The sequence below is a fragment of the Enterobacter sp. RHBSTW-00901 genome (genome assembly GCF_014103115.1).
Classification (GTDB): domain Bacteria; phylum Pseudomonadota; class Gammaproteobacteria; order Enterobacterales; family Enterobacteriaceae; genus Enterobacter; species Enterobacter cloacae_P.
The window spans coordinates 3,487,399-3,511,980 of sequence record NZ_JABXPB010000001.1 but is presented as its reverse complement, the minus strand read 5'-3'; the positions used below and the strand labels follow the sequence as shown (position 1 = coordinate 3,511,980).

Below are 24,582 nucleotides of genomic sequence, written 5' to 3'. Positions count from 1 at the left end.
CAGTGAGGAGAGCATCATGGAATTCTATGAGAATCGTTCAAAACGTCCGTTTATCGCGTTTGTCTGGATCTGGAAAACGGTGAGACAGTGGTATCTGATCAACCGTACCCGCAGGATTTTAAGCCAGATGAGCGACGAGCAGCTCAGGGATGTCGGGCTGTCGCGACATGATGTGTAAGTTTTGGCGGGTATCGCCCGGTGGCGCTATGCTTACCGGGCTTACGGACAGGATTATTCGACTGATTTCACGGATGTGTTTTCAGCGATGCGGCGCAAATATTCGTTATTCTTAAACGCCACCATGATCAGTTCGAACATGACGCGACAGCCAATCAGGCTGAAGATCATACCGATAAATCCGGTAATCAGATGCTCTGTGAACATGGAGTAAATGCCGCCGACGAAAATAAGCAGCATGGCGATCCAGTAGAAAAAGACCAGCACGCGTGGCGTTAATAAATAGTCGAATCCCAGAATTGATTTCATTTTCTTTTCCTTAGAAATATAAAAAAAGCGTCAAGATTGTATCTGTATCACAATCAGTAGCCAGCCGGACAGCTATCTGATTTCAGAGTAGTAATTCCAGCGTGTGTTGTTTCGGCCTTTCCAGTAACGCCAGCGCCTCCTCATAGCTCCGCACGTTGTTATACCCCATCACCAGCCCGTAGCGTTTGCCTGACCCGCGATACCACTCGGAGAGTGCATTGACCTGCAACTGCTGTGCTTGCCAGCAACGTGCGATCTCCCTGTCGCAACTGCCTTTCGCCAGAAACGCCACAATGTGCATCCCGCCGTCGTTCTGCCCGGTAAAGAACAGGTCGCCATATACCGCTTTGAGAGCGGCGATCATCCAGTCACGGCGGGTCTGGTACAGGGCACGCATCTTCTTGAGATGACGGAAAAAATGGCCCTCGTTGAGAAAGGCGGTGAGGATCTTTTGCGTCAGCACCGGCTGGCCGCTGGTGACGATATCCGCGCAGTCGGTAAAAGCGTCCACCGTGCTGGTGGGCATCACCACATAGCCCATACGCAGTGACGGCATAATGGTTTTGCTGAAGGTGCCCATAAAGATCACCCGGTCATGCTGGTCGAGGCTTTTCAGCGATGGCAGCACCTTGCGGGTGTAGTGAAATTCGCCGTCGTAATCATCCTCAATGATCCACGCCTCGTTCTGGCTTGCCCAGTCGAGAAGCTGCTGTTTGCGCGGCAGGGAGAGCGTAACCGCGAGCGGGCTTTGGTGCGAGGGCGTGACGATAGCAAAACGGGCATCGCGGTGGTGGCGAAGCAGGTACTCCGTATCCATACCCGAATGATCGACGGGCACGGTGTGCAGCCGGGGCACAATCCGTTTGAGCAGCTGTTGCCCCATAAAATAACCCGGATCTTCAAACACGACTTTGTCGCTACGGCTGGCGAGGGTGTCGAGGATCAGGCGCAGGCTGCCGCTGTAGCCGCTGGTGATCAGCACCTGTTCGGCGGTGCAGGACAGCCCGCGCGAGATGTTCAGATAGCGGGCGATGGCCTGGCGCAGCGGATACCAGCCCAGCACCGGCGGGTTGAGCATCTCCTCCTGGCGCATAGAGCGCGTTGCCTGGCCTGAAAGCAGCAGCCATTTTTTATAGGGAAAACTGTCGAGAGACGGGATCCCCGGGCGCAAAAAACCGGCCCGTTCACGCTGGCTGATAAGCGATGCCGGCAGCGTGCCGGTCGCCTGTTCTGCGGGCACGTTCCGGACAGGTAACAGGAGATCCGGGTTCACCCGCGTACCGCGCGCGCCCTGGCTCACCAGATACCCTTCGCCCGTCAGGATGGCATACGCCGTTTCGACAGTTTTGCGTGCTACCTTCAGCTCTTCCGCCAGGACGCGAATGGCGGGCACCTTGTCGCCAGGCTTCAGCACGCCGCGCGTAATGTTGTCGCGATAGCGGGTATAAATCTCGTGATAGCCGGGTTTCATGTCCTACCTCATTTCACGCTTTTTGTATCTTTTTACTATGTCATGAATCGCGTAAATTTTCCTCATCGCATGACATATGCCGCATACAAAAGAGGAAAGACAATGAGCACTCGCGTCAATCACCATAAAGCCACACCAGCCCTCGCCAAAGCGCTGTCCGACCTGAGCATGGAAGTGGCGAAAACCTCCATCGACCCGGCACTGAAGCACCTGATCGACATCCGCGTTTCGCAGCTGAATGGCTGTACTTTCTGCCTGGATATGCACTCGAAAGAGGCCAAAATTGCCGGGGAGCGTGAGCTGCGTTTGTACCATCTGGCGGCATGGCGTGAGTCCCCGCTGTTCAGCGCTCGTGAGAAAGCGGCACTGGCGTTCACCGAAGCGCTGACGCAAATCGGCGTTCACGGCGTGAGCGATGCACTGTACCGCAGCGTGGCGGAGCATTTCTCGGACGTGGAGATTTCAGAGCTGAACTTCGCCATCGTGGCAATCAACGCCTGGAACCGTCTGGGTATCACTTCCCGCATGGAGCCTGGTTCGCTGGATGCGGCTTACGGGCTGAATAAGGCTAATCTGGAGTAATCGCTGTACGCTGCGCTTACCGGACTGACGGGAATGCGTAGGGCGGATAAGCGCAGCGTCAACCGATAAAATACTTCGCTCCTCACCGAAGCATCACGCTTTTCTTTCCCGCATGCTCTCTCTAACCTACAACGGAGAGACAAACATGATCGCAGTCCTTTTCGAAGCTAAAGTTGAACCTGCCTGCCAGGCTCGCTACCTGCAACTTGCCGCAGAGCTTAAGCCTTTGCTGGCGGAAATTGACGGGTTTATCGATATTGAACGATTCCAGAGCCTGACGAACGACGGCAAGATCCTCTCCCTCTCCTGGTGGCGGGACGAAGAGGCTATCCGCAACTGGAAGCAGAACGTCTTTCACCAGGCCGCACAGGCCGAGGGGCGAGAGTCGATTTTTAGCGACTACCGCATACGCATCGCGCAGATGGTGCGGGAATATTCTTTCGAAACAGGAGGTCACGCGAATGTATGACGTTCATGTGATTTTCAATGATGTGCCAGGCGAACTGGCGCGATTCGGCCAGCTGCTGGGACGCAGCGGCGTGGGGCTGGAAGGCGGTGGTGTATTTGGCGTTGAGGCACATTTCCTGGTGGAAGAGGGGGAAAAAGCAGGACGCATTCTGCTTGAGGCCGGGTTTGAGGTGCGTTCGGTGCGCAGGCCGATAATCCGCAAGCTTAAACAGGAGCGCCCCGGCGAGCTGGGTGAGATTGCGGCGGTGCTGGCCGGGCAGGGGGTCTCTATCCTTACTCAATACAGCGACCATGCAAATCAGCTTATCCTGCTGACGGATAATGATAAGCTGGCCGCAGAGATCACTGAACCGTGGGCTGTCGATGTTAAAAACGAGCTTACCTCCCGATAATCATGCGGGACTGGAGCAGGCCATTGCGGCGGTCGCTGCGGCGATGGCCGATGCGTCGCGCGTGAAAATGCTCTGCGCGTTAATGGACGGACGGGCGTGGACCGCCACCGAGCTGAGCGCGGTGGCGGATGTGGCTCCTTCGACTGCCAGTGGGCACCTCGCCCGGCTGGTGGAGGGGAAGTTGATCGCCTGTCTTGCACAGGGGCGGCATCGTTACTATCGCCTGGCGGGGCACGATGTGGCGGTGCTGGTTGAGCAGATGATGGGACTCTCCTGGAACCGTATTACTCCGCCGGAAACCACCGCGCCGAAAGCGATGCGTGATGCACGAACCTGCTATGACCATCTGGCGGGCGCGGTTGCTGTACAGATTTACGATGATATGCAGGCGGAGGGCTGGCTGGAGGAGGACGGTTCGGCACTGACCCTGTATGGTCGCGAGCAGTTTCTGCAGCTCGGCATTTCCCTGAGTGCACATTCGCGCCGTAAGGCCTGCTGCGCCTGTCTCGACTGGAGTGAACGGCGGTTTCACCTTGGCGGTGAGGCAGGTGCGGCGTTACTGATTCATCTTGAAAGTAAAGGGTGGATCCAGCGGGTGGTGGGGTTTCGGGAGGTGGTGGTGACCGCTTCCGGCAGGAGTGCCGTTAAGAAGCATTTTAGTCGCTAAATTTCTCTGCGGTCCGATGCCCCTCGCCCCGCAGAGAGAAGGAGGATCTTCTTTCGCAATTCCTGCTCTTTCCCCTCGCGTTTCTTGATAGTTACCATGATAACTATTATCGTGATCATGTTATGCAAGAGGGTTCCCCCATGAGTGAAGACGAACTGTTTAGCCGCAGGCCGATGGGTATGCAGATGGCGATGATCGTGCGCCAGTGGCGTGCTGTTATCGACGATGCCATTCTCGATACCGGGTTGACCCAGTCGAGCTGGACGGTGATGGTTCAGCTGCAACAACTCGGGGATAACGTCTCGGTGAGCGAGCTGGCGGAAGTGCAGGGCATTGAACTGCCGCCGCTGATGCGCACCCTCACACTGCTGGAGACGCGGGGCTACCTGCTACGCACCGTATCGCCCTATGACAAACGCATCCGGCTGTTGACGCTGACGCCTGAAGGTAACGCCATCCTGCAACGGCTTACCCGGGTGATTGAGACATATCAGGCGCGTGTATCGCACAATATCGCGCCGGAACAGATGGCGGCTTTTAGCGCCACATTACAACAATTTGCCTGCAATTTGCGGACTATCCGCGAAGAAGATAACAAGACCGAAAAATAATGACTCCTGAACAAAAGTTTGCCCGCTGGGTAAGGGTGAGTATTGCCTCTTTCCTGCTGATGTTTGTTTACTTTATCGTCGCGGATATCTGGATCCCGCTGACGCCGGACTCCACCGTGATGCGCGTGGTGACACCGGTATCGGCGCGCGTCTCCGGCTATGTCGCGGCAGTCCATGTGCACAACAACAGCCTGGTGAAGAAAGGCGATCTGCTGTTTGAGCTGGATGACACGCCGTTTCGCAACAAGGTTGAAGCGGCACAAATTGCGCTGGCGCAGGCGCGTCTTTCCAATGCCCAGCTGGATGCACAAATTACCGCCGCACAGGCCAGCCTGCAAACGGCGCTACTGACGGCGCGTAACGATAAAGTGACCTTTGACCGCTACCAGAAGCTGAGCACCCTGCAAAACGTCTCGCAGGCGGATCTGGATAAAGTTCGCACTACATGGCAGAGCAGCGAGCAGTCCGTCAGCTCGATTCAGGCGAACATTCATAACCTGCGTATCCAGCGCGGCGAGCGGGATGAACACCGCAACGTTACGCTGCAAAAATACCGTAATGCGCTGGATGAAGCCGAGCTGAACCTCGGCTGGACGAAGGTCTACGCGCAAGCGGACGGTACGGTCAGTAACCTGCAGCTCAGTCCTGGATTTTACGCCTCCTCCGGTTCGGCCTCGCTGGCGCTGGTGAACAACCAGACCGATATTGTGGCAGATTTTCGTGAGAAGAGTCTGCGCCATACCCGCGAGGGGACCGATGCCGCCGTGGTGTTTGATGCCTTCCCGGGGCAGGTGTTCCACGCCCATGTGACCAGCAGCGACGCGGGGATCCTCGCAGGGCAGGAGGCCGTTAACGGTGAACTGTCTGAACCAGAAACCTCCAGCCGCTGGGTGCGTGATGCTCAGCGCATGCGTATTCACGTGGCGGTGGATGAGGCGCTGCCGAAACACCTGCCAACAGGCGCACGTGCCACCGTGCAGCTCTACAACAGCGAAGGGGCGTTTGCGCGCTTTTTCTCCGGGATGCAAATCCATCTGGTGAGCCTGCTGCATTATGTCTATTAGCACTCTGGCGCGGGTGTTTACCCCGCACGGCAACATCGTCTACACGGCAAACGACTTTCGCCAGACCCTGCGCATCGTCTTTGCCGGGATGATTGCGCTCAGCATCTCGAGTTTTTACAACACCCGCTACGGCGTGTTTTATGTGGTGTACCCCATCATGCTGTTGTCGCTGGTACCGGTGTTTAATCGCCATGTAGCGAAGCAGTTTATCTTCAGTGCATTGCTGAACTGCGTCGAAATGGTGATGATCATCGGCTATCTGTCGCAATGGCCACTGATCATGACGCTGGTGGTATTTGCCCTGTACGTGATGCGTTTTCGCTTTATGAGCAAGGGGCCGCTGTTCCTGTTCGGTTCGATGGGCGTGGTGTGCCAGAGCGTGATGCTCAACTTTATGAGTTACCCCACCACTCACTGGCACACGTTGCTGTTTTCCAACCTCGAAGCGAGCGTGATGGCCGTGTGCCTGAGCGCGCTGATGAACTACCTGCTGCCGGACGTTGAGCCGCGCAACCCGCCGCCGCTGATAGAGAAAGATGACGCCCGCGTACGCCATGAGTCATTGCTCTCCGGCACCGTCGCCACGCTGATTTTTGTGGTCTTCCAGCTCAGCGATTTGAGCGACTCTCTTTCAGCACTGATGGCGGGGATTTTGATCCTGTTCCCGATGCACTACCGTGGCGCGGTAATCAGCTCGATCTGGCGCGTGGTTGGCGTGGTGCTGGGCTGCCTGTATATTCTTGTTGTGCAGCTCATCCTCTACGATCACAGCAGCCACATGTTGCTGATGATGCCGCTTATCGGCATGGGGCTGGCGTTTGGCGCACGCTTGCACGTGATGGAGAAGGTTGGGGCAGGCGTGGGTTTTGCCAGCATTACCACCATCGGCATTATGTTCGGGCAGAACATGCACCCGGACAGCGATCTGGTGTTCAGCGATCTGTACCGCATCACCTCCGTGACCTTCGCGCTGGTGGCGACGCTGACGATGGTCTTTCTGGTGCATCTGATCCTCAATCGCTTTGAGGCGACGCGCTACGTGATCCGTAACACGTGACACATCTCTTTTTGTCGTTCTGTGATATCACTGTTGGCCGGTCAACCGGGCGACAAAAGGAACGAATGAATGTGGCAGACGCGCGCGCTGGAGTTAAATAATCAGGCTTACTGGAACTGGGAAAAGGCCTGTGAGCTGGTGGAATACGCCGTCGCACATGCGTTCAATACCGTGATTGTCGGGCAGGTGGATCTGTTCGACAAACTTGTCTCTCCCAAAGGCTACACGCCGCATCAGTACAATGACCGCCTTTCCAGCCAGCAGCGCGCCCGCTGCGTGTATCTCAACCGCCTCGGTCTTTTGTGTCAGCAAAAGGGACTGCGTTTTTACCTGCAGGCGAAAGAGTTCAACTTCCCGACCGATCTGCTGCTCGCGCACCCTCATCTGTTTGAGCCAGGGCACGGTGTGCGCTTTGACGTGGATTTCTGGAGCGGGTATCTGGCCGAGAAAGTTTCACTCATTTGCCAGCGTATTCCCGCGCTGCATGGCCTGCTGGTGGCCATCTCCAATACGGACGGCCTGCTGCCTGTTTCCCGTCCGAACTGGGAGCTAAGCGCGGAAGCGCCGCAGCATGATGAGCGCAGTTTAGCGCTCTACAGCCGCTGTTTTAACGCCCTGTCTCGCGCCATGCAGCACGAAAATAAACACCTGGTGCTGCGCGTTTTCCCGGCGGGGAATCATGATGTGGCTAACGTGCTGGATGCTATTCACCCGCTGCCGGAAAGCGTGAGCGTCTCCATCAAGCTGACGCCTGAACGGTTCTGGCCGTCGTTCCCGAATAACCCGGCGCTGCTGGCGGTACAGGAACGTGAAGTGTGGGCGGAGATCGATCTGGTAGGAGAAGAGGTGGGCTGGGGCGTGTTTCCGTTCCCGCGTATTGACGAACTGCAGGGGCGGCTGTTGTGGTGTCGCAGCAACCCGGCGATCCGCGGTGCAGTGTGCAAAGCCAGCTGGGAAGGGGTCGATAACCACTGGATCATCGGCACCCTGAGTGAATGCAATCTGGTGGCCTGTAGCCGCATGCTGGCGAGTGATGACACGCACCAGACGCAGGCGCAGCTGCTGACTCACTGGCTGGATGAGCGCTACGGCTGGCGGCCAGATGCGCAGACTTTTGAGACGTTCCAGGCGTTGCTGGAGCGAGCCGGACAGGTGCTTTACCAGGCTATCTACGTGCGCGATCACGTTTTTCATCGTCACAGCCAGGTACCCGAAAGCTACGGTCAGGCGGTGTGGAGCCTGTTCGGGCAGCTTAACCGCAACCACTGGCTGCCTGGTTCGGAGCGCGAGGTCTTTTTCAGCGCCCACGACGTTGAGGCGTCTGCCAGTTCCCTTTCGCGGATCGCTAAAGAGAAGGACGATGCGGGGGCGGCGTCTGCTGAATTGCGTGAACAGGCGCTGCGTTTTGCCGACACAGCGGCATTCCCGTGGGCGCTCAAACAGCGCTGACTGGAGGAGTGGCAGGGTTTTTCACTCTACTGCCTCCTGTTTTTACATGCGCAGAAAGCCTTCTTTACCCTGCGTTTTGCCCGTGAAGTGGAGAACAGCTGGAGCATGCGGGAAATTTGTCAGATCAACATTCAGGAGCTGTACCGCAGCGCCGCCGAGATGGACGACTACTGCGCAAAGCACGCTGATGCCTCCCCCGGCTTACACGTCTTGTTTGATGCATCCCGCGTTCGCGCCCTGGCCGATAGCCTGGGCGAGGAGCTGAAAGGGCTTAAGTAAGTCGACGGGCATCACATAAAAATCCCGGACTGGGGAGTTTGTGTGACGTTTGTCGCATCACGATTTTTCTGCCATCCGTCAGGTGTGATACCTGTCACGCTGTTCCCCCGGTGCCTGGCGGCTTTGTGATTGACCAGGCAGAACCTGATATTCGTCGGTGATGTTCCCTCGTTCTGTTTATCCCGTTCTCTGAAAATATCCGTGTTTTGTATGGATTCGTGAGATGAGGAAGCGATGTTCCAGGGTGAAAGGCAACTGACGCAGGGCGGGGCGCTGACGCGTTTTCGCGTATCTGCCGCAAAAGAAGAACGTTTTGCGGAATTTTATACCGGGGAAGTGTTTGACGAACGTATCCGCCATGCCCGCAGGGCACAGGATATGTCGTTTTGCCGCCGCATATTCCAGCACCGCTATGCCGGGCGGGGCATCGACCCGTTGCAGGCGTGGCCGCTGGATCATATTGCGGCGAGCGATGCAGACGGCGTTGTCTCTTTCTCCGCGTTTTGCCCTTTACCGTTTCATGTTCAGCGCTGGCTGGCGGTCGATGTTATCGCGCCACATGGCGGGGAATATGCATTTCGTCTCGGTACCTGCGGCGGCGTGCGTCTGTGGTGCTCCGGTACACTGGCGGCCTGCTTTACACCCTTTACCCGTAACGAAATGCAGTTTCTGGATGTCAGCCTCCCGTTTTGCCAGGGCGAAAACCGCGTGCTTCTCCATCTCGACCAATTGTTTGAGCGCGATACCCTCTGTGCGCTGAAAATGGTCTATCTCGGTGAACCGCCGCTGGGTGTTGTGTGGCATGAGGGTGAGGCACTTCCCCAAAGATCTGTGCCGCCGGAGCCTGACGCGGAGCGCCTGCTGACGCTGATGGCGCAGCGTGAATATGGCCCGGAGGCAGATGCCCTGCTGTATGGGCTGCTCAAACGGGTGAGCGCACGTGAGGAAGGATCTGTGTTTTCCCTGCTGACGCTGCTGCGGCTCTGGCAGGCGCACCGGAATGCCTGTTTCCCTGAACCGCTGTGGCGAAGGGTGAAATCGGCCATTCTGGGGTATCGCTACTGGCACGACGAACGGGGTTGCGATGTGATGGATTTTTGGGACCCAGGCCATGCTGCTGCGTTTCATACCGCCCAGCATCTTGCCGGACAGCTGTTCCCGGAGGCGCTTTTTATTGCCTCTTCACGTACCGGAGATCGGCAACGGCGGCTTGGCGAGATGCGGATGAAGGGAGGCAAAGCATGAACAACGAGCCGCTAATGAACACCCTGGAGCGCGTGGTACGTGGTTTTTGTCGCCTGAAAAATCTCGATGAAGTGGGCGCGGGGGACGGATTTACCATTCATTTCGAGGAGTGGGAATGGGAGGTGGGCGTGGGGCTGTACGGTTACTGGCGCTTTGCTGATTTCCGCAACGATACGGCGCTACAACGTGCCATTCTCGCGTGGTATGACGCGCAGATTGGCAAAGGTCTGCCGGAGGTGCAGATCAATACCACTGCGCCGATGATCGCGCTGGCGCTGGTGGCCGGGCACCATCAGCGTCAGGATCTGCTCGCCGTGGTCAACGACTGGGCCGATGCGTTGCTGCGTGAGTTACCGAAAACCGAAGAGGGCGGTTTCCAGCATGTGGTGAAGGAGCAGTCCAACACCGGGCAACTGTGGGACGATACGCTGTTTATGACGTGTCTGTTCCTCGGCGTGGCGGGGGTTGTGCTTGAACGCCGGCAGCTCATCGACGAAGCGGGATACCAGTTTTTGCTGCACACCCGTTACCTGAGCGACCCCGTCAGCGGTCTGTGGTATCACGGCTGGACGTTTATCGATAAGCACCATTTTGCTGGCGTATTCTGGGCGCGCGGGAACGCGTGGATCACCGTTGCCATACCTGAATTTATTGAACTGATGGGTGAGCATCTTGACGTGAGCGTACGCCGTTATCTGTCGCAGGTTGTGGCGCGCCAGGTGCGCGCGCTGTGCGAACTGCAGGCGGAGAACGGCATGTGGCACACGGTGCTCGACGACCCGTTGTCTCCGCAGGAATCTTCAGCAACAGCCGGTATTGCTTATGGAATGCTGCGCGGTGTGCGTATGGGGATCCTGAACGATGACGTGAGAGCACATGCTTTGCGCGCCTGCGACGCCGTGATGGCGCGTATCGACGACGACGGGCTGGTGCTTGAGGCGTCGCGCGGTACCATGCTCGGCTGGGATATCCAGTATTACTGCGATATCGCGGTTGCACCCGTGCCTTATGCACAGGCGCTGACCATGCTGCTGCTACTGGAGATGCAGCACCATCGGGAGCGGTAATGTTTCCATCCAATGTCATTTTCCTGACACGTTTATTCTTTACGGTGTTAGCTTCCCTTTATGGATGCTAACACTATGAAAAGAAAAATTATTCCCGCATTTATCGGTTGTGTTCTCTCTTCCTCTGCCCTGGCGGCGCAGCCCACTGCCGAACGCTATATCGTGAGTTTTCCCGAAGGTACACACGTGAAATACAGCGGTGCGTTTGCCAGTGCGTTCCCGAATGGACTCCCCGTTGGTATTGGTTCCGGCCTGCTGTTTACGGGCAAACAGGGTGATGCCCTGACCTTTGTCACCGTCACCGATCGCGGCCCGAATGCGGATTCGCCAAAGGTGGGTAAAAACGAAGCCAAAATCTTTGTGACACCGGATTTCGCACCGCTTCTGATGACAATTCGCGTACAGAACGGCAAAGCAGAGGCCATTGATGCCCGTCCTCTGCATGACGATAAAGGTGAAATTAACGGGCTGCCGCTGCAAAGCGGCGTGATTGGCTCCACCAATGAAGTGGCGTTCAGCGACACGTTAAAGGTGCTGAAGGGCGACAATCGCGGGCTGGATACGGAAGGGATTACGCCGGATGGGAAAGGCGGTTACTGGCTGTGTGACGAGTATGGCCCGTTTCTGATTAACGTCGACAGCAAAGGTAAAATCCTGACCGTCCACGGGCCGCAGGCGGCGGAGGGGGAAAAATCTGTCGCGGGTGGTTTGCCCAATATTATCAAATGGCGTCAACCTAACCGGGGCTTTGAAGGCCTCACCCGTATGCCGGACGGGCGTATTATTGCCGCAGTACAAAGCACGCTGGATATCGACGGTAAGAGTAAAAAACAGGCGCTGTTTACGCGTCTGGTGAGCTTCGACCCGGCAACCGGAAAAACTGCGATGTACGGCTATCCCATAGACAGTGCGGCCTACAGCAAAAACAGTGATGCCAAAATCGGCGATATCGTGGCGCTTGATAACCAGCACATCCTGCTGATTGAGCAAGGTGAGGGTAAAAATGAAGAGATGCGTAACCTCATCTACAAGGTCGATCTCAGCAAGGCGAGCGATTTAGCCGCTTTCGATAAGCCGGATGAGTACCCGGAATTTGATGATGAGAAGACGCTGGCGAAGCGCGGTATTACGCTTGCGGGTAAAACGCGGGTGACCGATTTGCGCGCGCTGGGCTGGCAACAGGAGAAGGCCGAAGGGCTGGCGCTGATTGACAATAAAACGCTGGCGGTGGCGAACGATAACGACTTTGGCGTGAAGGTTGCGATGCAAAACCCGGTCGAAGGTAAGAAGCTCAAGGATTATCGGGTGAATACCCAGGGGGCTCTCACGCTGGATGACAAACCGGTGACCACCACGCTCAGCGTGAAGCCGCTGAAGAAGCCGGAGTCAGACAGTGAACTGTGGATTGTGACGCTGCCGGAAGCGTTGAAGTAAGGACTGACCCTCACTCTAACCCTCTCCCCAAAGGGGAGAGGGAGCGCGGGGCGGTTATTTTTTCAGCCCCGCAAACTCTGCCCGGATCTCTTCTTCCGGCAGTTGCATACCAATAAACACCATTACACTGCGCGGCGTTTCCTCTCCCCACGGTCTGTCCCAGTCGGCGCTGTACAGACGCTGCACGCCCTGGAACAGCAGGCGGTTCGGTTCACTGTTGATCCACAACATCCCTTTGTAGCGCAGCAGTTTGTCAGCAAACGACAGCAGCAGGTTTTCCATTACGCGGGAGACGTCGCTGATATCCACCGGGTAATCCAGTTCGACCACAATCGACGACACATCGTTTTGTTTATCCGCCATAAAGTGGAAGCGCGGTTTTGAGGTGACGTTCTCTTCCAGCATAAAGCCGTTGGTGTTAAACAGCTGAGACAGGTCAATATCGCCGTGCGTGACGGTGTAAATCGGGGCGCGTGAATTAATGCGCGTCAGACGTTCGCGCAGTTTTTCGCTGGCACCTGCCACGTCGGTTTTGGTCAGCAGAATGCGGTCGGCGTAACCCACCTGTGACTGGGCGATAGTGAACTGGTTCATCTGCTCGTCGGCGTGAACCGCATCGACCAGGGCAATCACACCGTCCAGCAGATAGCGCTGGCAGAGGATGTCATGGGAGAAAAAGGTCTGAATAATCGGGCCCGGGTCGGCCATGCCGGTGCATTCAATCACCAGGCGGTCAAAGTCGATATCACCGCGATCGCGGCTGTCGAGCAGGTCGAGCAGGGCATCTTCTAATTCGTTAGAACGGGTGCAGCAGATGCAGCCGTTGGTCAGGGTTTTGATCTGCGTGGCGCGGTCGCCAATCAGCTGATCGTCCACCGGGACTTCGCCGAACTCGTTTTCAATGACGGCGATTTTGAAGCCATGCTGCGCATTCAGAATGTGGCGCAGCAGGGTGGTTTTGCCTGCGCCGAGGAAACCGGTCAACAGGGTGACGGTAATCGGGGTCATGATCTCTCCTTTAGCAGCAACGGATGCCGCCTTCTCCACTTCCGCCGTAGCGCGCTTCCTGGCGCTCACGGAAGAATTCGGTGTAGGTCATGTACGGCTTATCCGGATGGTTGGTCTTCATATGCTCAACGTAGTTGTCATAGTCCGGAATGCCAATCAGCATTTTCGCCGCCTGACCGAGGTATTTTTTTGCTTCGCCTAAGTTACCAAACATTGTACGTTCCAGACAGAAAAAGCCCGGTGGCGCTACGCTTACCGGGCCTACTGTACCGTTGTAGGGCGGGTCAGCGTAGCGCTACCCGCCGTTATTTTTAGTGGTGTGAAGAGGTCTTCACGCCGCCTTCCGGAACCGGTACATACGGAGTCTCTTTATCCGTACGACCTTCAGCGTTACGCACTTTCATCCAGGTTTTGATGCCGTAGAAGATGATGCTGTACACCACCACCAGGAACAGAATGCTCAGACCCGCGTTGGTGTAGTTGTTCACCACGATATGGTTCATGTTGGCAATCTGCTGCGCGGTCAGGTCACCGCTGCCTGCGGCAATCTTCTCTTTGTACTGGTTAGCCATGAAGAAGAAGCCTTCCAGCTGTGGGTTGGTGCTGAACAGTTTCAGACCCAGTGCCCAGGTGGTGCAGAGCAGCAGCCACATCGCAGGAACCACGGTCACCCAGATGTATTTGGTGCGTTTCATTTTCACCAGGACTACGGTACCGAGCACCAGAGCAACGGCTGCCAGCATCTGGTTAGAGATACCGAACAGTGGCCACAGGCTCTTCACGCCGCCCAGCGGGTCGACAACGCCCTGATACAGCAGGTAACCCCACAGGCCTACGCAGCCCGCCGTACCCAGCACGCCCGCGACCAGAGAGTCGGTTTTCTTCAGGAACGGTACGAAGTTACCGAGCAAGTCCTGCAGCATGAAGCGGCCTGCACGGGTACCGGCATCCAGCGCGGTCAGGATGAACAGTGCTTCGAACAGAATACCGAAGTGGTACCAGAAGCCCATGTCCGCCCACGGCAGCACTTTGTGGAACACGTGTGCGATACCGACGGCCAGCGTTGGTGCGCCACCGGCACGGTTTAGTACGGACGGTTCGCCAATGTCTTTTGCGGTCTGCATGATCTGCTCAGGCGAGATCACAAAGCCCCAGGAGCTGACGGTCGCCGCCGCATGGGCGCTGGCATCTTTAAGCTGCGCCATGATCATTGCCGCGTTGTCACCGCCCATCTCATGCAGGTTTGGCATGGTAATGCCCAGGCCCGCTGGTGGGGTGTTCATCGCGAAGTACAGACCCGGTTCGATGATGGAGGCGGCAACCAGAGCCATGATCGCTACGAAGGATTCCATCAGCATTGCGCCGTAACCGATCAGGCGTGCGTCGTTTTCATTCGCCAGCAGTTTTGGCGTGGTACCGGAGGAGATCAGGGCGTGGAAGCCCGAGACCGCACCACACGCGATGGTGATGAACAGGAACGGGAACAGCGCGCCTTTCCACAGTGGACCGGTGCCGTCGATATACTGCGTGACCGCAGGCATTTTCAGATCCGGGTTGAGGATCACGATACCCAGTGCCAGACCGACAATAACGCCGATTTTCAGGAAGGTTGCCAGGTAGTCACGCGGAGCCAGAATCAGCCAGACCGGCAGCAGGGCGGAGATAAATGCGTAACCGACCAGTGCGAAGGTGATGGTGGTGTCTTTGAAGGTCAGCGCCGGACCCCAGTACGGGTCGTGTGCAATCACGCCGCCGAAGTAAATGGACGCGACCAGCAGCACAATACCAATCACCGACACTTCGCCCACGCGTCCCGGACGCAGGAAGCGCATGTAGATACCCATGAACAGCGCAATTGGCACGGTTGAGCAGACGGTGAACACCCCCCACGGGCTTTCGGCCAGCGCTTTCACCACGATCAGTGCCAGCACCGCAAGGATGATGATCATAATCAGGAAGCAGCCGAACAGGGCGATCGTTCCCGGCACGCGGCCCATCTCTTCTTTGACCATCTCACCCAGAGAGGCACCGTTACGGCGAGAAGAGATAAACAACACCATGAAGTCCTGCACTGCACCCGCCAGCACGACGCCTGCGAGCAGCCACAGGGTACCTGGCAGATAGCCCATTTGCGCGGCCAGCACCGGGCCGACCAGCGGACCTGCACCCGCAATCGCGGCAAAGTGGTGACCAAACAGCACATAGCGGTTGGTGGGCACGTAGTTCAGGCCGTCATTGTTAATGACCGCCGGGGTAGCACGCGTCGGGTCGAGTTTCATGACCTTCTGCGCGATGTACAAGCTGTAGTAGCGATAAGCCACAAGATAGACGGAAACAGACGCCACCACGATCCACAGGGCGCTTACGTGTTCGCCCCGGCGTAATGCGACAACCGCCAGACAGAAAGCGCCGAGGATCCCGAGTAATGCCCAGGGCACGTGCTTCAGTAGTTTTTTAGTATCCATAGTAAGACCTGGTTTTTTATGTGAAGAAAAAAGGGTCAGGGTTCGTTGAGGAGGTATTGATTAATGCTGGAGCGATCGTGCCAGAGTGTCGCGTGTGTCAAGGACGGTAAATCGGTGAGTGGTTGAAAGCGATGAGTAAGCGGTCAAAGGTGGCGGCGAGTGGTTCAGACCCGCCGTCAGTGGATGAAATTATGTGATTGAGATCACCTGATTAGGGTGCAGACTCCTGTGCCAGATAGGCTTCCAGCGTCTTCACGAACTTCTCTTTCAGCCACACCGGCTCTAAAATCTGAATGTTCGGCAGCCAGTAGAAAAGCAGCGGCAGGATCTGGTTCTCATGTGCCGCCAGGCAGCGGAGCGTGACGCCACCGCTTTCCTCACCCAGTAGTTCTTGTTCTGGCAGTAAATTGCGGCGCTGGAAGTAGTGCGAAATATTACGATTGATAAATACTTTCACTTCGAAAGTACTCTCAGACACCCACGGATCGAGGCGTTTCTCCAGTAGCTCAATCACGTGCTCCTCAGGCATAAATGTGCTTTTCTGAATATCAAGCCAGCTAATCTGACTCAGGGAGAAGGATTTCAACCTGCTATTTTCGGTGGCTTGTAAATACCATATATTTTTTTGGTTAATGAGTTTGTATGGATTAATCAGACGGGTTTTGCCTTTATACACAATCTGGCAAACATTACGATTCTTAATCGATTTCTCAATTTTCGATAAATGGCGGCGAATATCACGCTGTACGGTATGCTCTGCATCATTTCCAAGAATAAGAATATGATTTTCGTCAACGCGGGATTCAAGTTTTTGCCAAAAATCTGTATGTCTTTCCGGGAAAAAATTATCAGCATTCAGGAAGTTAGAGATGGTGTGGTGCAGGCCTTGTCCATAAGTTGATTGTGCGGTGTGGATCAAACGATATAGCCCATTACCGGTATGTTCCACTATCGGGGAGAGCGCATTTAAATCACGGTAGACGGTACGCTCGGTAATTTTAAATTTTTCCATCAGCGCGCTGCGGTTTACCACACCGTTTAAATGTAGCTCCACCAGAATATCGACCAGACGTTCAGCCGAGCGGCTCCGCGTCGAATTAGCCATAAGGTATTCCTGTTTATTTAAGGGATATGCGCTGAATTATGCGGGTGGCACTGACAGGAAATGTCAGTATTCAGACACAGAAAATTTATCTTATGGTTATATAACGGCGTGATTTAGCGGAAACCTTAGTATTTTTTGCGGGAAACGCGCTGGCTGCGGGGTGCGCCAGCGCGTGGCAGATCAGACGGTTGCTTCTGACTCCATCATCACCGGGTGGAAGTTGCGTTTAAAATAGATCAGGCCGTGGCCCTCTTCGCTCAGAATGATGTTTTTAATTTCAACAAGATAAACCAGATGCGTGCCGATGGTTTGCACCTGGCTTATCTCCCCTTCAAGGCTTGCCAGCGCGCCTTTGAGCACGGGTTGTGTCAGCGGGCCTTTCTGCCAGCAGGAGAGGCTAAAACGCTCCTCCATCGTCATGCCGGTCATCCCGGCAAAATGGCGAGCCATGAGCTCCTGCTCATGGTTGAGCACGTTGACGCACAGTTTACCGTTCCCCTGAAACACCGGGTTCATCGCGCTGTTGGCGTTAATACAGACCATCAACGAAGGGGGCGTGTCCGTGACCGGGCAGACGGCGGTGGCGGTAATGCCGCAGCGACCTGCATCGCCCTCAGTGGTGATAATATTGACCGCCGCCGACAGGCTGGCCATCGCATCGCGAAAACGCAGGCGTTGTTCATTTGATTGCATTGAAACCTCCCGCTGCGTTATTTCAGCAGCTTATCCAGCATGTTGATATCGCTGTTGTTGTGCAGGTGTGGCACCGTCCAGCCGTGTTGGTCGTACTCGGACATGCAGCGGTCGACCATCGCCATCATCTTGTCCATGTTGCCGGAGCTCTGCGCCTGGCGCAGACACTGCAGGCGAATTTCATCCTGGCTGCCGGAGTAGTTGATCTCATACAGCTCGTGACGACCGCCAAATTCGCTACCGATGGCATCCCACATCAGTTTCAAAATCTTGATGCGTTCAACGTGATCCATGCCGTTGGAGCCACGCACGTATTTCGCCAGATACTGGTCAATCTGCGGGTTGTTCAGGTCGCGGGCGCTGGACGGCAGGTAGATAAGACCGCTGGTAACGTTACGTTCGATGATGTTCTTGATCTTCGCGTAGGCCATTGGGGCCATCACGCGGTAGGTTTGCAGCGCGGCATGATCCGGCAGATACGCGCCATTCACCCACGGGGTAGCTTCGGAGCACATGGAGTCACTCAGCGCCCAGAACATATTGCGCCAGGCCACCACTTCGCCCAGATCGGCCTGTACGCCGCGGAACTCCAGGGTGCCGGTACATTCCAGTGATTTTTTCAGCAGGGCGGTGATGAAGTCGAGTTTGACTGCCAGACGCACGCAGGCCTGCAGCGGGTACATCCGCGCAAAACCACCTTCCATCGTCCAGCGACGGCAGCGATCGAAATCGCGGTAGATCAGCACGTTTTCCCACGGGATCAGCACATGATCCATCACCAGAATGGCATCGTTCTCGTCGAAGCGGCTGGAGAGCGGGTAGTCGTACGGAGAACCGGTTGCGCCAGCCACCATTTCGTAGGAGGCGCGGGAGATGAGCTTCACCCCTTCGGCATCCATCGGTGCGACGAACATCAATGCGAAGTCCGGGTTTTCACCCATCACCTGCGCAGAGCCGAAGCCGATCATGTTGTAGTGGGTCAGCGCCGAGTTGGTCGCCACCACTTTTGCACCGCTGACGATGATCCCGGCATCGGTTTCTTTTTCCAGCTTGATGTAGACGTCTTTCACCTCGTCCGCCGGTTTATGGCGGTCAATCGGTGGGTTAACGATGGCGTGGTTGAAGTACAGCCCCGTTTCCTGGATGCGGGTGTACCAGTTGCGGGCGTTCTGCTCGAACTGGCCGTAGAAGGCCGGGTTGGCTCCCAGCGCGCAGCCAAACGCTGCTTTGTAGTCCGGCGTGCGGCCCATCCAGCCGTAGCTCAGGCGTGACCACTCGGCGATGGCGTCACGCTGCTGGCGCAGGTCGTCGGCACTTTTCGCCACGCGGAAGAACTTGTGGGTGTAGCCGCCGCTGCCGGTATCAGTGCCCCAGCACAGCGTATCCTGCATGTCGGGTTTGTGCAGCGCGTCGTACATCTGGGCGATGGAGGCTGCCGCGTTGCGAAACGCCGGATGGGTGGTGACGTCTTTGACGCGCTCGCCGTAGATATAAATTTCACGACCATCCTGCAGGCTTTTTAAATACTCTTCGCCGGTTAACGGACGTTTGGCATCAGCGCGGAAATCTTCAGGCTTCATAGGGACCTCGTAACGGAATAGGGTTGTTAAATTTATGTTTTGTTTTTGTTGTTTAATTGAAGCGTGAGAGAGGCGGCAGGTGAAGGGACGATTGGGACAACGACGGGTACTTTTCACGATAGATCGCAGAGTGTGATTTCCCTCACCCTAACCCTCTCCCAAAGGGAGAGGGGACGGTTACTCCCTCTCCCTTTGGGAGAGGGCAGGGGTGAGGGGAACAGGCGACACCGGTACTTTCTGCGCCCGATACGCGCTTGGCGAGCACCCTACCAGACGATTAAAAAACCGCGCGAAATAGGCCGGATCTTTAAACCCCAGTTGCCAGGCAATTTCACTCACCGGGCTGTCGGAAAACAGCAGCAGCCGCCTGGCTTCACGCAGCTGCCGGTCGAAGATCAACCGTTTTGGCGGCCGGTTGGCGAAGCGACGGCAGATATCGGTCAGTCGGGATTCGGTAAGGTGCAGCTCGCTGGCGTAATCCGGCACCGTCCAGTGTTCATGGTAATGGACGTCAATCAGCTGGTTAAAGCGCTGGAACAGCTTCAGCTCGCCGCGCATGCCGTTTGCGGCGTGGTCGTCGAGCTTCGCGTTGCGCAGTAGCAGAGTAAAAACTGCCTGTGCCAGAAGCGCCAGCGTATGCTCGCGCCCGGGCAGCTGTTCCGTGGATTCGCGCTCAATCAGCTGCCAGTAGTGTTTCAGTGCCGCCAGCTCGTCGGGTTTATCGGCCAGTGACAGGCAGATGCCCGGCAGGCCGAAGGCTTCCCGCGTGCCGGGGTAGAGCACCTCTAACAGCGGCCAGATCAGATCGTCGCGCACCGTCAGCACGTGCCCGTCACTGTCGGATTCGGTGATAAACGCGTGCGGTTCCGACGGTGGCGTTAAGACAAACAGCGGAGCCTGCACCGAGTAGCGGTGATCGTCGAGCTGCAGCTCAATCTGCCCGGTATCGAGAAAGTGCATCTGAAAATACTGGTCGTGACGATGCGCCTGCATGTCGCGGCCAAAAAAGGCCGCCATGCGGGCGAACGACTGGTAGTGCACATCGTCAGTACCCAGACTTTCGTCGTACTCTTTGCTGATGTCGATATTGGCGACAGGGCTCTGGCACATAACCGTTCCTCAGTGGATCTTCTGCGCGGCGATGTCCGGTTCATGCTCCAGGCTTTCCCGCTGCGTCATCGGGATCCTGGTCAACACCAGCGCGCCAACCACCAGCAGCCCGGCCACAAACCACAGACCAGAGCTGAAGCTGCCGGTCGTATCGCGCAAAATGCCTATCAACAGCGGGCTGACTGCAGATCCTACGTTACCGATGGCGTTGATCACCGCCAGCGCGACCGCCCGGGACTGCAGGCTAATAACCTGATCCGGCGTCGTCCAGAATATCGCCATAGCGGTAAACGATCCGGTTGAGGCCATGATGATGCCAAGCAGCTGGATCAGACTGTGGTCTGTCGCCGACGCCAGCATCCATCCCGCCGCCGCGAACAGATACGGCAAGATGGTGTGCTTTTTTCGCTCTTTTAGCCTGTCGGAGCGGCGACTCCACCAGATCATCCCGAGGATGGTGCAAAACTGTGGGATCGCCGCCAGCAGGCCGATCACGATGTTGCTGCTGTGGCTGTTAAAGCTTTGCAGGATCTGTGGCGTCCAGATGTTGATAGCACTCAGCGTGTTGGTCAGGCAGAAATAGGCCAGGGTGTAGAGCAGCACTGCCGGGGTCAGCACTTCGCGCAGCGTCGATCGTGGTGTGACGGAGCGGGCAATGGCGACTTCCTGCTCGCGGGCGATCATCGTTTTCAGCACCCATTTTTCGTCATCATCCAGCCAGCTGGCCTGATCCGGCGTGTCGTTAAGGAAGAACCAGGTCACCACGCCGAGCACCACGGAGGGCAGCCCTTCCAGCAGAAACAGCCACTGCCAGCCTTTCAAATTCCATAGCCCGTCCAGCGCCAGAATATAGCCAGAGAGGATCGAGCCGAGCATCATGGTCACCGGCATGGCGATCATAAACAGCGCGTTGGCACGGGCGCGGTGATAGGCCGGGAACCACCAGGTAAGATAGACCAAAATCCCCGGCAGGAAGCCCGCCTCCGCAATACCCACCAGCATGCGTAAAACGTAGAGCGTCTGCGGGCTGGTGGCGAACATGGTGCAGGTGGAGGCAATGCCCCACACCACCATGATCCCGGCGATCCAGCGGCGCGCACCGATTTTCGCCAGCATGATGTTACTGGGGATACCGCACAGCACGTAGGTGACGTAAAACAGCGTTGCCGCCAGGCCAAACATGGTGGAGGTGAGGCCCAGATCTTTGCCCATCGTCAGCCCGGCAAAGCCGATGTTGATGCGGTCGAGAAACGAGAAGACAAACAGGATAAAGAGAAACACGATCAAACGACGGAACAGCTTGTTTATAACGCGATGTTCAACAGCTTTATTATCTTGCAGGGTAGAGGTCGTCATGGTGCGCTCCAGATCTTACATTCAGTAGACGGATTTATTGTTATTAACTGACGTAACCGGGTTATCGATAAAACGTGCCGCCAGCGCTTCGGCGCTGCGGGCGAGCAGGGTGGTGTCCACGCCGACGGCGACAAACAGCGCGCCGAGTTCGAGATAGCGTTTTGCCAGCTGCTCATTGGCCATCAGGATGCCGGGCGCTTTGCCCGCAGCACGAATCTGCACGATCGCCTGCCCGATGGCGGCCTGTACTTCCGGGTGCTGCGGATTACCGGCAAAGCCCATGTCGGCACTGAGATCCGCCGGGCCGATAAACACGCCGTCCACGCCTTCTACATCCAGGATCTGCGGCAGGTTTTTCAGCGCCTCGCGGGTTTCAATTTGTACCAGCACGCACATGGCGTCGTTGGCCTGTTGCAGGTAATCGGGAATGCGGTTCCAGCGTGATGCACGCGCCAGAGCACTGCCCACACCGCGAATGCCCGCAGGCGGATAACGGGTGGAACGTACGGCCAGACGCGCTTCGTCAGCGTTTTGCACCATCGGCACCAGCAGGGTTTGCGCGCCCACGTCCAGCAGTTGCTTGATCTGTACCGGGTCGTTCCACGACGGGCGCACCACCGGCTGGCTGGCATACGGCGCAATCGCCTGAAGCTGGGTTAACACGGTTTGCACGCTGTTGGGGGCATGCTCCCCGTCGATCAGCAGCCAGTGGAAGCCTGCACCCGCCAGCAGTTCAGCGCTGTAGCTGCTGGTCAGTCCCAGCCATAAACCGATTTGCGGTGTTCCGGCTTTCAGCGCCGCTTTGAATGCGTTTTGCATGGTTGTCTCCTAGACAAAGCGGCAGCTGATGGAACCCATGTCGCCGTAGTCCACGTGGAAGGTATCGCCCTTACTGGCGGTGACCGGACGGGTAAACGACCCTCCGAGGATGACCTGCCCTGGCTCAAGCTGTACGTCGTACGGTGCGAGTTTGTTGGCCAGCCATGCCACACCGTTCGCCGGGTGGTTGAGTACGCCAGCGGCGACGCCGGTCTCTTCGATCACGCCGTTGCGATAGAGCAGGGCGGAGATCCAGCGCAGATCCAGCGCGTCGGGCTTAATCGGGCGGCCGCCGAGGATCACGCCTGCGTTGGCGGCGTTATCGGAGATGGTGTCGAACACCTTGCGCGGGCGCTGGGTGTCCGGGTCGATGTTGTGACAGCGGGCGTCGATCAGCTCCAGAGCCGGGATCACGTAGTCGGTGGCGTTGTAAACGTCGAAGATCGTGCAGTTCGGGCCGCGCAGCGGTTTTGCCAGCACGAAGGCCAGCTCCACTTCGATGCGCGGGACGATAAAGCGATCGACGGGAATGTCACAGCCGTCGTGGAAGAACATGTCGTCCAGCAGTGCGCCGTAGTCCGGTTCGCTAATCTGCGAGCTGGCCTGCATCGCTTTGGAGGTAAGGCCGATCTTGTGGCCTTTCAGCACCCGGCCTTCGGCGATCTTCAGGCTCACCCATTCGCGCTGTACGGCGTAGGCGTCGTCGATGGTGATCGTCGGGTAGTCGAGTGAGATCTGGCGGATCTGCTCCCGGGACTGTTCAGCCTGATGCAGACGATGAGCGATCAGGGTATGGGTATGTTTATCGAGCATGGCGATATCCTGTTGTAAGGTTTTCTCCCTCTCCCCGTGGGAGAGGGCCGGGGTGAGGGCATCAGGCCGCAGCGATTTCCCCTCACCCTAACCCTCTCCCAAAGGGAGAGGGGACGGTATTACTTAAACAAGGCGTGCACGTTGTTTTGTTTGTAATTGAGCGTCGGGTGCAGCTCGTCGAGCTCAAACGACAGCGCCAGATAACGGTTTGCCATCAGTTCCGCGAAGTGCGTTTTGATAAGCTCAAACAGCATCTCCCCCACGGCTTCCCGGCTCTCCAGGCTGCGCCCCGTGCCGATTTTCAGCGTCATATGCACAAACGCGTAATCGTGCTTACCGTCGGCCATCTGCCAGGTATCCAGCCAGTGCGCGCGGCTGCGGATACCGCCGAGCGGGAAGATGCCCGTGGCGGCAAGTGCGTCGTTCACTTTGGCAAACAGCCCCGGCAGGTCAGCCTGTTCGCGGATGTTGTCAGTACATTCAGCAATAAAGTGCGGCATAGGGGTTCCTTACGCGGGCAGCGGGAAAACGGCGTTGACCTGACCGGTACCGGAGCTGGCAAACAGCTCGGTGAGAAACTCCACCTTGCCGTCGTATTTATCCCAGCCGAGCATCCCCAGCAGCATCACTGTGTCGTGCATGTTGCCCTCGCCGTAGCAGTAGTCGGCGTACTCCGGCAGCATGCTGCAAAATTCTTTGAATTGGCCTTCGCGCCACAGCTTCACCACGCGCTCGTCCATCTGACGGTCGAACTCGCGGGTGTAGCTGTTCATCCCTTCTTCCGCGCGCTGGTCATCGATAAAACGGTGTGACAGCGAGCCGCTGGCGAGCACCGCCACGGTGCCGTCGTATTTTTCGATGGCGCTGACGATGGCCTCACCCAGCCTGCGGCTGTCGGCGAAGTCGTGCACGGTGCAGAACGCCGAGATGGAGATCACTTTGAAGTGCTTGTCGCTGTTCATGTAGCGCATCGGCACCAGCGTGCCGTACTCCAGCTTCAGGCTCGGGATGTTGTGCGCTTTGGCGCGCACGCCGAGCTTCACCGCTTCGTCGGCAATCAGCTGACCCAGCGCCGGATTGCCGTCGTAGTCGTAGGTCATGTCGCGGATAAAGTGCGGCAGCTCGTTGCTGGTGTAGATCCCTGCAAAGTGATCCGCACAGTTGATGTGGTAGGCGCTGTTCACCAGCCAGTGGGTGTCGAACACGATAATGGTATCGACGCCCAGCTCGCGGCAGCGCTGGCTGATCTCTTTGTGGCCGTCGATGGCCGACTGACGGCAACCGTGGTTTTTCCCCGGCAGCTCAGAAAGATACATCGACGGAACATGGGTAATTTTTGCCGCTAACGCTAACTTGCCCAT

General features: G+C 56.9%; 25 protein-coding genes and 1 pseudogene. 12 read left to right on the top strand and 14 right to left on the bottom strand.

The window, feature by feature from the left end; genetic code table 11:
• Positions 1-16 precede the first annotated feature (16 nt).
• Entirely contained in the window at positions 17-178 is a 162-nt protein-coding gene (locus tag HV318_RS16930) for a DUF1127 domain-containing protein (protein ID WP_182273622.1), read from the top strand.
• A 53-nt stretch (positions 179-231) separates the two neighbouring features.
• Here HV318_RS16930 and HV318_RS16925 read toward each other — a convergent pair whose 3' ends face one another.
• Together HV318_RS16925 and pdxR are read right to left on the bottom strand one after the other, a co-directional pair.
• Positions 232-486 (bottom strand): DUF4282 domain-containing protein, encoded by a 255-nt coding sequence (locus tag HV318_RS16925; RefSeq protein ID WP_182273621.1) that lies wholly within the window; start codon positions 484-486, stop codon positions 232-234.
• 82 nt (positions 487-568) lie between these two features.
• A complete protein-coding gene (pdxR, locus tag HV318_RS16920; RefSeq protein ID WP_182273620.1) occupies positions 569-1,957 on the bottom strand; it encodes a MocR-like pyridoxine biosynthesis transcription factor PdxR in 1,389 nt (462 codons plus the stop codon).
• Between the two features lie 102 nt (positions 1,958-2,059).
• Here pdxR and HV318_RS16915 point away from each other — a divergent pair, with 102 nt between their 5' ends.
• The 11 genes and pseudogenes from HV318_RS16915 to HV318_RS16865 all read left to right on the top strand — a co-directional run bounded on the left by HV318_RS16915 (position 2,060) and on the right by HV318_RS16865 (position 12,272).
• A complete protein-coding gene (locus HV318_RS16915; protein ID WP_182273619.1) occupies positions 2,060-2,539 on the top strand; it encodes a carboxymuconolactone decarboxylase family protein in 480 nt (159 codons plus the stop codon).
• 145 nt (positions 2,540-2,684) lie between these two features.
• Positions 2,685-3,008: an antibiotic biosynthesis monooxygenase family protein gene (locus HV318_RS16910; RefSeq protein WP_182273618.1), complete on the top strand. Its 324-nt coding sequence runs from the start codon at positions 2,685-2,687 to the stop codon at positions 3,006-3,008.
• Positions 3,001-3,399 carry an amino acid-binding protein gene (locus HV318_RS16905; protein WP_182273617.1) on the top strand — a complete coding sequence of 133 codons (399 nt, stop codon included), beginning with the start codon at positions 3,001-3,003 and terminating at the stop codon, positions 3,397-3,399. The genes HV318_RS16910 and HV318_RS16905 overlap by 8 nt, the downstream gene beginning before the upstream one ends.
• Positions 3,371-4,066 carry an ArsR/SmtB family transcription factor gene (locus HV318_RS16900; protein WP_182273616.1) on the top strand — a complete coding sequence of 232 codons (696 nt, stop codon included), beginning with the start codon at positions 3,371-3,373 and terminating at the stop codon, positions 4,064-4,066. Before HV318_RS16905 ends, HV318_RS16900 begins: the two co-directional genes overlap by 29 nt.
• Positions 4,067-4,206: 140 nt before the next feature.
• On the top strand, positions 4,207-4,677 hold the full coding sequence (locus HV318_RS16895) for a MarR family winged helix-turn-helix transcriptional regulator (RefSeq protein ID WP_182273615.1): 471 nt from the start codon (positions 4,207-4,209) through the stop codon (positions 4,675-4,677).
• Positions 4,674-5,741 carry an HlyD family secretion protein gene (locus HV318_RS16890; RefSeq protein WP_182274620.1) on the top strand — a complete coding sequence of 356 codons (1,068 nt, stop codon included), beginning with the start codon at positions 4,674-4,676 and terminating at the stop codon, positions 5,739-5,741. The genes HV318_RS16895 and HV318_RS16890 overlap by 4 nt, the downstream gene beginning before the upstream one ends.
• The gene (locus tag HV318_RS16885) at positions 5,731-6,798 is read left to right on the top strand and encodes a DUF2955 domain-containing protein (RefSeq protein WP_182273614.1); all 1,068 of its coding nucleotides are present in this window, start codon (positions 5,731-5,733) and stop codon (positions 6,796-6,798) included. Before HV318_RS16890 ends, HV318_RS16885 begins: the two co-directional genes overlap by 11 nt.
• A 69-nt stretch (positions 6,799-6,867) precedes the next feature.
• A pseudogene (locus HV318_RS16880) lies at positions 6,868-8,526 on the top strand (hypothetical protein).
• A gap of 234 nt (positions 8,527-8,760) precedes the next feature.
• Positions 8,761-9,771, top strand: a complete 1,011-nt coding sequence (locus HV318_RS16875) for a hypothetical protein (protein WP_182273613.1) — start codon at positions 8,761-8,763, stop codon at positions 9,769-9,771.
• Entirely contained in the window at positions 9,768-10,838 is a 1,071-nt protein-coding gene (bglB, locus tag HV318_RS16870) for a beta-galactosidase BglB (RefSeq protein ID WP_182273612.1), read from the top strand. The genes HV318_RS16875 and bglB overlap by 4 nt, the downstream gene beginning before the upstream one ends.
• A 75-nt stretch (positions 10,839-10,913) precedes the next feature.
• Complete coding sequence (locus HV318_RS16865) at positions 10,914-12,272, top strand: esterase-like activity of phytase family protein (RefSeq protein ID WP_182273611.1); 1,359 nt, start codon at positions 10,914-10,916, stop codon at positions 12,270-12,272.
• A gap of 54 nt (positions 12,273-12,326) precedes the next feature.
• Here the strand turns inward: HV318_RS16865 and yjiA are convergent, their stop codons facing one another.
• From yjiA to hpaD, 12 genes are all read right to left on the bottom strand, one after another.
• Entirely contained in the window at positions 12,327-13,280 is a 954-nt protein-coding gene (yjiA, locus tag HV318_RS16860; protein ID WP_182273610.1) for a GTPase, read from the bottom strand.
• Between the two features lie 10 nt (positions 13,281-13,290).
• Complete coding sequence (locus HV318_RS16855; RefSeq protein WP_058840493.1) at positions 13,291-13,494, bottom strand: YbdD/YjiX family protein; 204 nt, start codon at positions 13,492-13,494, stop codon at positions 13,291-13,293.
• Positions 13,495-13,591: 97 nt separating this feature from the next.
• Positions 13,592-15,745 carry a carbon starvation CstA family protein gene (locus tag HV318_RS16850; protein WP_182273609.1) on the bottom strand — a complete coding sequence of 718 codons (2,154 nt, stop codon included), beginning with the start codon at positions 15,743-15,745 and terminating at the stop codon, positions 13,592-13,594.
• A gap of 211 nt (positions 15,746-15,956) precedes the next feature.
• Positions 15,957-16,850: a helix-turn-helix transcriptional regulator gene (locus HV318_RS16845; protein WP_182273608.1), complete on the bottom strand. Its 894-nt coding sequence runs from the start codon at positions 16,848-16,850 to the stop codon at positions 15,957-15,959.
• Between the two features lie 180 nt (positions 16,851-17,030).
• A complete protein-coding gene (locus tag HV318_RS16840) occupies positions 17,031-17,543 on the bottom strand; it encodes a 4-hydroxyphenylacetate 3-monooxygenase reductase subunit (protein ID WP_182273607.1) in 513 nt (170 codons plus the stop codon).
• Positions 17,544-17,560: 17 nt separating this feature from the next.
• Positions 17,561-19,123, bottom strand: coding sequence for a 4-hydroxyphenylacetate 3-monooxygenase, oxygenase component (hpaB, locus tag HV318_RS16835; RefSeq protein ID WP_014168483.1), 1,563 nt, complete (start codon positions 19,121-19,123; stop codon positions 17,561-17,563).
• A gap of 177 nt (positions 19,124-19,300) precedes the next feature.
• Complete coding sequence (gene hpaA, locus HV318_RS16830; RefSeq protein WP_182273606.1) at positions 19,301-20,233, bottom strand: 4-hydroxyphenylacetate catabolism regulatory protein HpaA; 933 nt, start codon at positions 20,231-20,233, stop codon at positions 19,301-19,303.
• A 9-nt stretch (positions 20,234-20,242) separates the two neighbouring features.
• The gene (gene hpaX, locus HV318_RS16825) at positions 20,243-21,589 is read right to left on the bottom strand and encodes a 4-hydroxyphenylacetate permease (protein WP_182273605.1); all 1,347 of its coding nucleotides are present in this window, start codon (positions 21,587-21,589) and stop codon (positions 20,243-20,245) included.
• A 21-nt stretch (positions 21,590-21,610) separates the two neighbouring features.
• A complete protein-coding gene (hpaI, locus tag HV318_RS16820) occupies positions 21,611-22,408 on the bottom strand; it encodes a 4-hydroxy-2-oxoheptanedioate aldolase (RefSeq protein WP_182273604.1) in 798 nt (265 codons plus the stop codon).
• Between the two features lie 9 nt (positions 22,409-22,417).
• Positions 22,418-23,221, bottom strand: a complete 804-nt coding sequence (gene hpaH, locus HV318_RS16815) for a 2-oxo-hept-4-ene-1,7-dioate hydratase (RefSeq protein WP_182273603.1) — start codon at positions 23,219-23,221, stop codon at positions 22,418-22,420.
• Between the two features lie 119 nt (positions 23,222-23,340).
• Entirely contained in the window at positions 23,341-23,721 is a 381-nt protein-coding gene (locus tag HV318_RS16810; RefSeq protein WP_182273602.1) for a 5-carboxymethyl-2-hydroxymuconate Delta-isomerase, read from the bottom strand.
• 9 nt (positions 23,722-23,730) lie between these two features.
• On the bottom strand, positions 23,731-24,582 hold the full coding sequence (gene hpaD, locus HV318_RS16805; protein WP_182273601.1) for a 3,4-dihydroxyphenylacetate 2,3-dioxygenase: 852 nt from the start codon (positions 24,580-24,582) through the stop codon (positions 23,731-23,733).

Excerpts from the sequence above, each read along its gene's own strand:
- HV318_RS16930 (WP_182273622.1), top strand. The coding sequence starts at position 17 with ATGGAATTCTATGAGAATCGTTCAAAACGTCCGTTTATCGCGTTTGTC.
- HV318_RS16925 (WP_182273621.1), bottom strand. The coding sequence starts at position 486 with ATGAAATCAATTCTGGGATTCGACTATTTATTAACGCCACGCGTGCTG.
- pdxR (WP_182273620.1), bottom strand. The coding sequence starts at position 1,957 with ATGAAACCCGGCTATCACGAGATTTATACCCGCTATCGCGACAACATT.
- HV318_RS16915 (WP_182273619.1), top strand. The coding sequence starts at position 2,060 with ATGAGCACTCGCGTCAATCACCATAAAGCCACACCAGCCCTCGCCAAA.
- HV318_RS16910 (WP_182273618.1), top strand. The coding sequence starts at position 2,685 with ATGATCGCAGTCCTTTTCGAAGCTAAAGTTGAACCTGCCTGCCAGGCT.
- HV318_RS16905 (WP_182273617.1), top strand. The coding sequence starts at position 3,001 with ATGTATGACGTTCATGTGATTTTCAATGATGTGCCAGGCGAACTGGCG.
- HV318_RS16900 (WP_182273616.1), top strand. The coding sequence starts at position 3,371 with ATGTTAAAAACGAGCTTACCTCCCGATAATCATGCGGGACTGGAGCAG.
- HV318_RS16895 (WP_182273615.1), top strand. The coding sequence starts at position 4,207 with ATGAGTGAAGACGAACTGTTTAGCCGCAGGCCGATGGGTATGCAGATG.
- HV318_RS16885 (WP_182273614.1), top strand. The coding sequence starts at position 5,731 with ATGTCTATTAGCACTCTGGCGCGGGTGTTTACCCCGCACGGCAACATC.
- HV318_RS16875 (WP_182273613.1), top strand. The coding sequence starts at position 8,761 with ATGTTCCAGGGTGAAAGGCAACTGACGCAGGGCGGGGCGCTGACGCGT.
- bglB (WP_182273612.1), top strand. The coding sequence starts at position 9,768 with ATGAACAACGAGCCGCTAATGAACACCCTGGAGCGCGTGGTACGTGGT.
- HV318_RS16865 (WP_182273611.1), top strand. The coding sequence starts at position 10,914 with ATGAAAAGAAAAATTATTCCCGCATTTATCGGTTGTGTTCTCTCTTCC.
- yjiA (WP_182273610.1), bottom strand. The coding sequence starts at position 13,280 with ATGACCCCGATTACCGTCACCCTGTTGACCGGTTTCCTCGGCGCAGGC.
- HV318_RS16855 (WP_058840493.1), bottom strand. The coding sequence starts at position 13,494 with ATGTTTGGTAACTTAGGCGAAGCAAAAAAATACCTCGGTCAGGCGGCG.
- HV318_RS16850 (WP_182273609.1), bottom strand. The coding sequence starts at position 15,745 with ATGGATACTAAAAAACTACTGAAGCACGTGCCCTGGGCATTACTCGGG.
- HV318_RS16845 (WP_182273608.1), bottom strand. The coding sequence starts at position 16,850 with ATGGCTAATTCGACGCGGAGCCGCTCGGCTGAACGTCTGGTCGATATT.
- HV318_RS16840 (WP_182273607.1), bottom strand. The coding sequence starts at position 17,543 with ATGCAATCAAATGAACAACGCCTGCGTTTTCGCGATGCGATGGCCAGC.
- hpaB (WP_014168483.1), bottom strand. The coding sequence starts at position 19,123 with ATGAAGCCTGAAGATTTCCGCGCTGATGCCAAACGTCCGTTAACCGGC.
- hpaA (WP_182273606.1), bottom strand. The coding sequence starts at position 20,233 with ATGTGCCAGAGCCCTGTCGCCAATATCGACATCAGCAAAGAGTACGAC.
- hpaX (WP_182273605.1), bottom strand. The coding sequence starts at position 21,589 with ATGACGACCTCTACCCTGCAAGATAATAAAGCTGTTGAACATCGCGTT.
- hpaI (WP_182273604.1), bottom strand. The coding sequence starts at position 22,408 with ATGCAAAACGCATTCAAAGCGGCGCTGAAAGCCGGAACACCGCAAATC.
- hpaH (WP_182273603.1), bottom strand. The coding sequence starts at position 23,221 with ATGCTCGATAAACATACCCATACCCTGATCGCTCATCGTCTGCATCAG.
- HV318_RS16810 (WP_182273602.1), bottom strand. The coding sequence starts at position 23,721 with ATGCCGCACTTTATTGCTGAATGTACTGACAACATCCGCGAACAGGCT.
- hpaD (WP_182273601.1), bottom strand. The coding sequence starts at position 24,582 with ATGGGCAAGTTAGCGTTAGCGGCAAAAATTACCCATGTTCCGTCGATG.